At 68.8% G+C, this 9411-nt stretch carries 7 protein-coding genes and 2 rRNA genes; 4 read left to right on the top strand and 5 right to left on the bottom strand.

The window, feature by feature from the left end:
• Both ACIPSA_RS06665 and rrf read left to right on the top strand, forming a co-directional pair.
• Positions 1-1394: ribosomal RNA gene (locus ACIPSA_RS06665) — 23S ribosomal RNA — on the top strand; the annotation flags it as partial.
• Positions 1395-1482: 88 nt separating this feature from the next.
• Positions 1483-1599, top strand: a 5S ribosomal RNA gene (rrf, locus tag ACIPSA_RS06660).
• A 110-nt stretch (positions 1600-1709) separates the two neighbouring features.
• Here the strand turns inward: rrf and ACIPSA_RS06655 are convergent.
• From ACIPSA_RS06655 to ACIPSA_RS06635, 5 genes are read right to left on the bottom strand one after another with little or no spacing between them, the layout of a single operon-like run.
• Entirely contained in the window at positions 1710-3020 is a 1311-nt protein-coding gene (locus ACIPSA_RS06655; RefSeq protein ID WP_402629370.1) for a DUF58 domain-containing protein, read from the bottom strand.
• Complete coding sequence (locus ACIPSA_RS06650) at positions 3020-4009, bottom strand: AAA family ATPase (protein ID WP_402629544.1); 990 nt, start codon at positions 4007-4009, stop codon at positions 3020-3022. The genes ACIPSA_RS06655 and ACIPSA_RS06650 overlap by 1 nt, the downstream gene beginning before the upstream one ends.
• Positions 4009-5208 (bottom strand): DUF4350 domain-containing protein, encoded by a 1200-nt coding sequence (locus ACIPSA_RS06645; protein ID WP_402629367.1) that lies wholly within the window; start codon positions 5206-5208, stop codon positions 4009-4011. The genes ACIPSA_RS06650 and ACIPSA_RS06645 overlap by 1 nt, the downstream gene beginning before the upstream one ends.
• A complete protein-coding gene (locus ACIPSA_RS06640; protein ID WP_402629364.1) occupies positions 5205-5954 on the bottom strand; it encodes a DUF4129 domain-containing protein in 750 nt (249 codons plus the stop codon). Before ACIPSA_RS06640 ends, ACIPSA_RS06645 begins: the two co-directional genes overlap by 4 nt.
• 4 nt (positions 5955-5958) lie before the next feature.
• Positions 5959-7299 carry a hypothetical protein gene (locus ACIPSA_RS06635; RefSeq protein WP_402629363.1) on the bottom strand — a complete coding sequence of 447 codons (1341 nt, stop codon included), beginning with the start codon at positions 7297-7299 and terminating at the stop codon, positions 5959-5961.
• A 140-nt stretch (positions 7300-7439) separates the two neighbouring features.
• Here ACIPSA_RS06635 and mtnA point away from each other — a divergent pair, with 140 nt between their 5' ends.
• On the top strand, positions 7440-8582 hold the full coding sequence (gene mtnA / locus ACIPSA_RS06630; RefSeq protein ID WP_402629360.1) for an S-methyl-5-thioribose-1-phosphate isomerase: 1143 nt from the start codon (positions 7440-7442) through the stop codon (positions 8580-8582).
• Positions 8583-8720: 138 nt separating this feature from the next.
• The gene (gene mtrA / locus ACIPSA_RS06625) at positions 8721-9410 is read left to right on the top strand and encodes a two-component system response regulator MtrA (protein ID WP_187283109.1); all 690 of its coding nucleotides are present in this window, start codon (positions 8721-8723) and stop codon (positions 9408-9410) included.
• The last annotated feature ends 1 nt before the right edge of the window (position 9411 follow it).

Below are 9411 nucleotides of genomic sequence, written 5' to 3'. Positions count from 1 at the left end.
GTCTGAGACCTGATGCCGAGCCGATTGTGGCGAAGTGGATGATCCTATGCTGTCGAGAAAAGCCTCTAGCGAGTTTCATGGCGGCCCGTACCCTAAACCGACTCAGGTGGTCAGGTAGAGAATACCGAGGCGTTCGGGTGAACTATGGTTAAGGAACTCGGCAAAATGCCCCCGTAACTTCGGGAGAAGGGGGGCCACACCTGGTGATGAGCTTTACGCTCTGAGCTGGGGGTGGCCGCAGAGACCAGCGAGAAGCGACTGTTTACTAAAAACACAGGTCCGTGCGAAGCCGTAAGGCGATGTATACGGACTGACGCCTGCCCGGTGCTGGAACGTTAAGGGGACCGGTTAGCTCCATTTCGGTGGGGCGAAGCTGAGAACTTAAGCGCCAGTAAACGGCGGTGGTAACTATAACCATCCTAAGGTAGCGAAATTCCTTGTCGGGTAAGTTCCGACCTGCACGAATGGCGTAACGACTTCTCGACTGTCTCAACCATAGGCCCGGTGAAATTGCACTACGAGTAAAGATGCTCGTTTCGCGCAGCAGGACGGAAAGACCCCGGGACCTTTACTACAGTTTGATATTGGTGTTCGGTTCGGCTTGTGTAGGATAGCTGGGAGACTTTGAAGCGGCCACGCCAGTGGTTGTGGAGTCGTCGTTGAAATACCAGTCTGGTCGTGCTGGATGTCTAACCTGGGTCCGTGATCCGGATCAGGGACAGTGTCTGATGGGTAGTTTAACTGGGGCGGTTGCCTCCTAAAGAGTAACGGAGGCGCCCAAAGGTTCCCTCAGCCTGGTTGGCAATCAGGTGTTGAGTGTAAGTGCACAAGGGAGCTTGACTGTGAGACCGACGGGTCGAGCAGGGACGAAAGTCGGGACTAGTGATCCGGCGGTGGCTTGTGGAAGCGCCGTCGCTCAACGGATAAAAGGTACCCCGGGGATAACAGGCTGATCTTCCCCAAGAGTCCATATCGACGGGATGGTTTGGCACCTCGATGTCGGCTCGTCGCATCCTGGGGCTGGAGTCGGTCCCAAGGGTTGGGCTGTTCGCCCATTAAAGCGGTACGCGAGCTGGGTTTAGAACGTCGTGAGACAGTTCGGTCCCTATCCGCTGCGCGCGCAGGAATATTGAGAAGGGCTGTCCCTAGTACGAGAGGACCGGGACGGACGAACCTCTGGTGTGCCAGTTGTTCTGCCAAGGGCATGGCTGGTTGGCTACGTTCGGGAGGGATAACCGCTGAAAGCATCTAAGCGGGAAGCCTGCTTCGAGATGAGTATTCCCACCCACTTGATGGGGTAAGGCTCCCAGTAGACGACTGGGTTGATAGGCCGGATCTGGAAGCCCAGTAATGGGTGGAGGTGACCGGTACTAATAGGCCGAGGGCTTGTCCTCAGTTGCTCGCGTCCACTGTGTTGGTTCTGAAACCACGAACAGCCCCACGTTGCCACAACGTGGTGCGGCGTTCACAGTTTCATAGTGTTTCGGTGGTCATAGCGTGAGGGAAACGCCCGGTTACATTCCGAACCCGGAAGCTAAGCCTCACAGCGCCGATGGTACTGCAGGGGGGACCCTGTGGGAGAGTAGGACACCGCCGAACAATTATTGAGAAAACCCCCGCACCTTTCGGTGCGGGGGTTTTCTGCGTTCGGGCAGTTCTGCCAGCCCCCTCGTGGATTGGCGCGGGTTCGACAAGAATTTGGAAATGGATCAGAGTCGGCCGGCCGCCTTCAAAGCCAGATACGCATCCGCCAAGGCCGGCGCAAGGTCATCCGGCGTCGCGTCGACGACCGTCACACCCAGTCGGCGGAGGTGTTCCGCAGTGCGATGACGTTCCGCCTGGGCCTGAGCGGCTGCCGCGGCCTCGTACACCGCTTCTGCGTTCCCACGGGCCCTAGCCATACGGGCGATGTGCGGATCAGCTACTGATGCCAGCAGAACTGTGTGGCGTTGGGTGAGCTGCGAGAGCACCGGCAGCAGGCCCTCTTCGACCGGGGCGGTATCGAGGGTCGAGAGCAGGACGATCAGGGAACGTCTGGGAGCCGTACGCAATGCCGTGGCCGTCAGGCCGCGTGCGTCCATCTCTACGAGTTCCGGTTCGAGCGTTGCCATGGCGTTGACCAGGGCTGGGAGGACGTCGCGTGCCGCTCGGCCCTGGACCAGGGCGCGCACCCGGCGGTCGTACGCGAGAAGGTCGACCCGGTCGCCGGCCCGGGACGCCAGTGCGGCGACGAGGAGGGCAGCGTCCATGGAGGCGTCCAGGCGCGGGGCATCGCCGACGCGGCCCGCAGAGGTGCGGCCGGTGTCGAGGACCAGCAGGATGTGGCGGTCGCGTTCAGGGCGCCAGGTGCGTACGGCGACCGTGGACTGGCGAGCCGTGGCGCGCCAGTCGATGGAGCGGGTGTCGTCGCCGGGGACGTATTCGCGCAGACTGTCGAACTCCGTGCCCTCGCCGCGGGTCAGGACGCTGGTGCGGCCGTCGAGTTCACGCAATCGGGCGAGTTTCGACGGCAGGTGCTTGCGGCTGGTGAACGGGGGCAGAACCCGTACGGTCCAGGGAATCTTGTGGGCACCCTGGCGGGAGAACAGGCCGAGGGGACCGTAGGAACGGATGGTCACGCGGTCGGCCTGGCGATCGCCACGGCGCGTGGGCCGCAGGCGGGTCGTCACACGTCGACGCTCGCCTGCCGGCACGGTGAGACGGTGACGGGAGGCCGCGATCTCCGTGCCGGGCTGCCAGCTGCTGGGCGGCCAGGCGTCCCTCAGCTGGGCCCGGAGGAGACGCCGGGACGGATTGGTGACGGTGAGTGTGACGTCGGCGGTCTCGCCCAGGCGCGCGGAGGTGTCGCCCGAGCGGGCCAGGACGAGGCGTCGTACGGGTGCCGCGAGCGCGAAGTCGCAGGCACATGCCACGGCCAGTGGGGTGTTCACCGCGAGAATGCCCGCCCAGCTGGGTTCCCAGATGCCGACGGGGATCGAGCCGAGGGCCGCGAGGAGGGCGGCGCGTCCGGTGAGAGCCATCAGCGGGGGACCGGGACGTGGGCAAGGATCGCGTTGATGACGGCGTCCGCCGTCACGCCCTCCATCTCGGCCTCGGGGCGCAGTTGCACGCGGTGGCGGAGGGTGGGCAGAGCCAGGGCCTTCACATCGTCAGGGATCACGTAGTCGCGGCCGGTCAGCCAGGCCCAGGCGCGTGAGGTCGAGAGGAGAGCGGTGGCTCCGCGGGGTGACACACCGAGTGTGAGGGACGGCGATTCGCGGGTGGCGCGGCAGATGTCCACGACGTAGGCGGTGATCTCGGGGGAGACCGAGGTCTTGGCGACCGCGGCGCGGGCGGCTTCCAGATCGGCGGGGCCCGCGACGGGGCGTACGCCGGCGGCGTGCAGGTCGCGTGGGTTGAAGCCTTCGGCGTGGCGGGTGAGGACGTCGATCTCGTCCTGCCGTGACGGCAGAGGGATCGTCAGTTTGAGGAGGAATCGGTCCAGTTGGGCTTCCGGGAGGGGGTAGGTGCCCTCGTACTCGACCGGGTTCTGCGTCGCAGCGACCAGGAACGGCTCGGGGAGCGGGCGAGGGGTGCCGTCAACTGTGACCTGGCGTTCTTCCATGGCTTCCAGAAGGGACGACTGGGTCTTCGGAGGAGTCCGGTTGATCTCGTCGGCGAGGAGGAGGTTGGTGAAGACTGGGCCGGGCTGGAAGGAGAACGCCGCGGTGCGTGTGTCGTAGACCAGAGAGCCCGTCACATCGCTCGGCATCAGGTCCGGCGTGAACTGGACGCGCTTGGTGTCGAGTTCGAGTGCGGAAGCGAGGGTGCGGACGAGCAACGTTTTGGCGACTCCGGGGACTCCTTCAAGGAGAACGTGTCCGCGGCAGAGGAGGGCGACGACGAGGCCGGTCACGGCGGGGTCCTGGCCGACCACGGCTTTGGCGATCTCGGCGCGCAGGGCTTCCAGGGAGGCGCGGGCCCTGCCCGGATCCCCGGCGTACCCGGCGTTGTCAGTGGTCGGGGCCATCATGAACGGCGTACCTCTCTTTCGAGGGCGTCGAGTTGGTCGGAGAGTGCGATGAGGGCTGCGTCGTCGCCGGGCGGCGGGCCGAACAGGAGCGAGTGCAGGGTCTGTCCGTCTCCGCGAAGGTGGGCGGAGAGGGCGGGGAGCAGGGCCTCGGGTGCGTGCGCCTGGGCGACGGGGACGCCTACGAGGGGGGCCAGGCGGGTGCGGGTGGTGGAACGCAGCGCGGCGGCCGCGCGGTCGCGGGCGTTGGCCTTGCGGTAGAGGCGGGCGCGGCCTTCGACGGTTTCGGAGGCGCGGATCGTGACGGGAAGTCTTTCGGGCACTAGGGGGCCGAGTCGGCGTGCCCGCCACAGGGCGGCCAGGGCGGCGGCGACGAAGAGTTGAAGTGTGCCCCAGAGCCAGCCGGAGGGCAGCAGTTCGAAGAAGCCCTTGTGGTCGTCCGTGCCGGTGGCGGAGGAGTCGGAGAGCGAGGGGAGGTACCAGACCAGATGGGGGCGGGAGCCGAGGAGTTGGAGCGCGAGCGAGGCGTTGCCCTGCTCGTCGAGGCGGTCGTTGTAGAGGATGTCGGGCGCGCCGAGGACGATGGTGTCGCCGCCCCCGGACACCGCGGGGACGCGTACCAGGGTGGCCAGGCGCTCGCTGGGGTAGCACGAGTCCGCGTCGAGATGGGTGGTGGTGTAGCGGATGCCGCCCGTGTCCGCGGAGCCCGCGCGCTGGGCGGCGGGCATGGTGCAGTCGGGAGAGAGGGCGGAGTCGAGGCTGGTGGCGGGGTCGGCGGTGACGCCCGGGGCGAGCCGCTCGACGGACCAGCTGCCGGGGGCGACGAGGACCGTGCGCCCTCCGGAGTGGGCGGTCGCGGAGTGCAGCGCGCTCTGTTGACGGTGCGTCAGCAGGTCGGGGACCGCGACCAGGACAGTGGTGTCCGGGCCGGCCGCGGCACGGGCTTCGTCCAGGGTGCCGACCACACGCGTGGACACGCCGCGCTCGGCCAGAAGTTCGGCGACGGCGCGGCTGCCGTAGGGGTCGACGGAGCGCGGGTCGAGGGCGCCGTGCCGGACGTCGGAGCGCACGACGGCGATCGCGACGGCTCCCACCAGCAGCAGTACGAGGGCGAGTACGACGCCCCGCGCGCGGGTCCACACGTGGCGGGCGGTGGGCGAGGCCGAGGTGGACGGGAGCGTGGTGGCCCCGGTGGTCATTCGGCGGCCCCCTGGCGGGTGTTGTGGGCCGTGCTGCGGGCACTGCTCATGAGGACCGGCTTGGTGCCTTCCAGGTCGCGGTCGAGTTCGGCGATGCGGTGGTACGACTGCTCGCTGGCCCTGCGTCCGCCGTACGTCACGTCGTCGAACTCCCGGGCGGCGGCCCGCAGCCGGTCGGTGTGGGAGGGCAGTGTGCGGCCGGCCTCCGCTGCCGCCTCGTCGGCGGTACGGCCGGGGCGGACATCGAGCAGGGCGCGCTCTTCGAGGGCGCGGACGATGGCCCGCATGCGTTCCTGGACGGCCTGGTTCCAGTGGCCCTGGGCGGCGTGTGCCTCGGCGGCGGCGCGGTGTTCGGCGGCGCTGCGGGGGCGGTCGTCGAACAGGGCGGGTGTGGAGGAGGGGTGGCGGCGCGGGGTGCCCAGTCGCCACCACAGGGCGGTCAGGACCGCGACGAAGGCCAGGACCACGACGAGGAGGCCGACCGTCCCTCCGGGTGTCGCCTCCGAGGCGGCGCCGAGCAGTCTGCCGAGCCAGTCCCAGAAGGCGTTCAGGGCCCGCTGGAGCAGGCCGGGGTCGTTCTCGTGGTACATCCGCTTGGCCAGCTCACGCCGTGCCGCCTCACGCGCCGGATCGCGCGGGATGGTCACCGGTGGCTCGTCGCCGGAGCGCGCCAGTGACAGTACGGCCGTGTCGCCGAGGCGCAGCAGTCCCGGCGCCGTTGTGAGAACTCCCCCCGCCGGACTCACTTCATCAACTCCCCGGTGTGGTGCCGGGGGTGCCTCCGTAGCCCTGGACACCGGCGGCGCGGGCCAGTTCGAGGTCGAGGGCCTCGCGACGGATGCGCTGGTCGATGTAGAGGAGCACGGTCACGCCGGCCGTGATCGGGAACGTGATCATGGAACCGATCACCGAGCCGATCCCGCTGATGACGAGGAACGTCCAGCCGAGGTCGCCGTTGCTGCCGTCGAGGAGGTTGGAGACTCCGTTGCCGCTGACCACGGCCGCGATCGCGGCGAAGGGGATGACGATGATCGACGCGATGATGTTCGCGATGATCGCGGCGAGCAACTGGATGCCGAAGACGCGCCACCACGAGCCGCGGACCAGCTTCGCGGAGCGGCTCATCGACTTCAGGATGCCCTGCTTCTCCAGCATCAGAGCGGGCGAGGCGAGGGAGAAGCGGACCATCAGCCAGAGTGCGACGATGGCGGCCCCGAGGATGCCCAGCGCGGCGAGGGCCGCACCGGCGCTGCCTCCTCCGCCGGCGACTGTCACGAGGAGGCCGGGCAGCGCGCCGCACAGGACCACGCCGCCGGCGATGAGCGGCAGCAGGAAGATCAGGCCGAACAGTCTGGGGATCTGCGGGCGGGCGTCGCGCCAGGCTTCACCGGTGGTCACCGACTTGCCGAGCACGGCACGGCTGGTGACGGTCGTGAGCAGCGCGGTCGCGACGATGGTGCCGATCATGGAGATCAGGAGGACCACGCCGGAGCTGAGCATGACATCTCCCATGGCGTGGGTGACTTCGCTCAGGCTGGCGCTGGGATCGTTGAGGACGTCGGTGCTCGCGCTGTCGTTCAGGACGAAGCCCTGCAGCAGGATGACGAAGACCTCGGTGAGTACGGCGACGGTCAGCGAGATGCCGAGGACCGTGCGCCAGTAGGTGCGCATGGTGGAGACGGCGCCGTCGAGGATCTCTCCCACGCCGAGCGGACGCAGTGGGATCACGCCGGGCTTGGCCGCGGGAGGCGGTCCGCCCCAGCCGCCGCCCCAGGCTCCGTATGCGCCGGGGCCGCCGTGTCCGCCGGGCCCTCCATACCCACCCGGGCCGCCGTATCCGCCCGGGCCGCCGGGGTGCTGGCCGTCCCAGCCCGGGCCGGGTGGTGGTGGCGGAGGTGCCTGGCCGGGGGCCGGGGCGCCGGTGGGCGCGGACCACTGGCCGGGTGGCGGCTGCTCCTTGGACCACTTCGAGCCGGCATCCTGCTGGTCCGCGTCAGGATGTTCGGCGGGCTCGGCAGGGACGGTCGCGCCGGGTTCCTGCCCGTCGGACGCGGCGGATCCGGGCGACGCCCAGCCCGGAGTGTCTTTCATCGAAGCTCCTTCACGGTGCCCGTCCGCGCTCGCGGCGGCAGGTTGGCAGCCATCGTGCCATGGGGCAGTTGCCGTGGGACCGGCCGCGGTATGGGCTGCACACCTTCAATTGTCCTCCGGATACAGGGCAGACTGACCGCATGGCTGATCAGTACGCGCAAACCGGCGAGGACAAGAGGCCGACCGGGATACCGGTGATCCGTTGGGAGGAGCCGCCCGAAGGGCCGGTACTGGTCCTTCTCGACCAGACCAGGCTGCCGACCGAGGAGGTCGAGCTGGTGTGCACGGACGCGTCGGCCCTGGTCGAGGCGATCCGTTCGCTCGCCGTGCGCGGGGCGCCGCTGCTCGGGATCGCGGGGGCGTACGGCGTCGCACTCGCCGCCGCGCGGGGTTTCGACGTGGACGAGGCCGCGAGCGCGCTGGAGGCTGCCCGGCCCACCGCCGTGAACCTCTCCGTCGGTGTACGCAGGGCCCGGTCCGCCCACCGGGCCGCGCTCGCCGGAGGCGGGGACACCCGGCAGGCGGCCGCGGCGGCGCTGGCCGCGGCGCGGGCGCTGCACCGCGAGGACGCCGAGGCCAGCGCACGTATGGCCGGGCACGGGCTGGCGCTGCTCGACGAACTGCTCCCGGGCGGCGGGCACCGGATCCTCACCCACTGCAACTCCGGATCGCTGGTGTCGGGCGGTGAGGGCACGGCGTTCGCGGTGGCGCTCGCCGCGCACCGGGCCGGGCAGTTGCGGCGCCTGTGGGTGGACGAGACGCGCCCGTTGCTGCAAGGGGCTCGCCTGACGGCGTACGAGGCCGCCCGCAGCGGCATGGCGTACACCTTGCTCACCGACAACGCGGCCGGTTCGCTGTTCGCGGCGGGGGAGGTGGACGCGGTGCTGATCGGGGCGGACCGCATCGCGGCCGACGGTTCGGTGGCGAACAAGGTGGGGAGCTATCCGCTCGCGGTGCTCGCGCGGTACCACCATGTGCCGTTCATAGTGGTGGCGCCGGTGACGACGGTGGATCCGGACACGCCGGACGGGGCGTCCATCGAGGTCGAGCAGCGCCCCGGGCACGAAGTGACCGAGCTCACAGCACCCCAGGTGTCAGTGGCGGGAGCGGGAGGCGGGACTCCGGTCGCACCGCTGGGAACTCAGGCGTACAACCCGGCGTTCGACGTGACGCCGCCCGAGCTGGTGACGGCGATCGTGACCGAGGAGGGCGCCATCTCGCCCGTCACGGCTCAGGCTCTCGCGGAGCTGTGCGCCACGCCCCGCCATGCGACGCACGGCTGAGGCAGGACGGAGCAGGAGGCGTCCGTCCCCCGGATCACCGCTGTCGACCCGTGGGCAGACAGTGACGGCCGCATACGACTATCGTCACGGGCCAGTGACCCTCCTCACCAGCACGCCTGCCACTGTTACGAGAATGGGATGATGTCGTTTATGAAGGGACGAGTCCTTGTCGTCGACGACGACACCGCACTGGCCGAGATGCTCGGGATCGTGCTGCGTGGTGAAGGTTTTGAGCCGTCTTTCGTAGCCGACGGCGACAAGGCGCTGGCCGCATTCCGGGAGGCAAAGCCCGATCTGGTGCTGCTCGACCTGATGCTGCCCGGCCGGGACGGCATCGAGGTGTGCCGCCTCATCAGGGCGGAGTCGGGCGTGCCGATCGTGATGCTCACGGCGAAGAGCGACACCGTGGACGTCGTCGTGGGCCTGGAGTCGGGCGCGGACGACTACATCGTGAAGCCGTTCAAGCCGAAGGAGCTGGTCGCCCGGATCCGGGCGAGGCTGCGGAGGTCGGAGGAGCCCGCGCCGGAGCAGCTCGCCATAGGTGACCTCGTCATCGACGTGGCCGGTCACTCCGTGAAGCGGGACGGGCAGTCGATCGCGCTGACGCCGCTGGAGTTCGACCTGCTGGTCGCGCTGGCCCGCAAGCCGTGGCAGGTGTTCACCCGCGAGGTGCTCCTGGAGCAGGTGTGGGGCTACCGGCACGCGGCCGACACCCGTCTGGTCAACGTGCATGTGCAGCGGCTGCGCTCCAAGGTCGAGAAGGACCCGGAGCGGCCGGAGATCGTGGTGACCGTCCGTGGTGTCGGTTACAAGGCAGGGCCGAGCTGAC

This window comes from Streptomyces sp. NPDC086549, from assembly GCF_044746205.1.
In the GTDB taxonomy this organism is placed as follows: Bacteria; Actinomycetota; Actinomycetes; order Streptomycetales; family Streptomycetaceae; genus Streptomyces.
The sequence above is the reverse complement of the archived record's forward strand: the minus strand, read 5'-3'. Positions and strand labels throughout refer to the sequence as shown.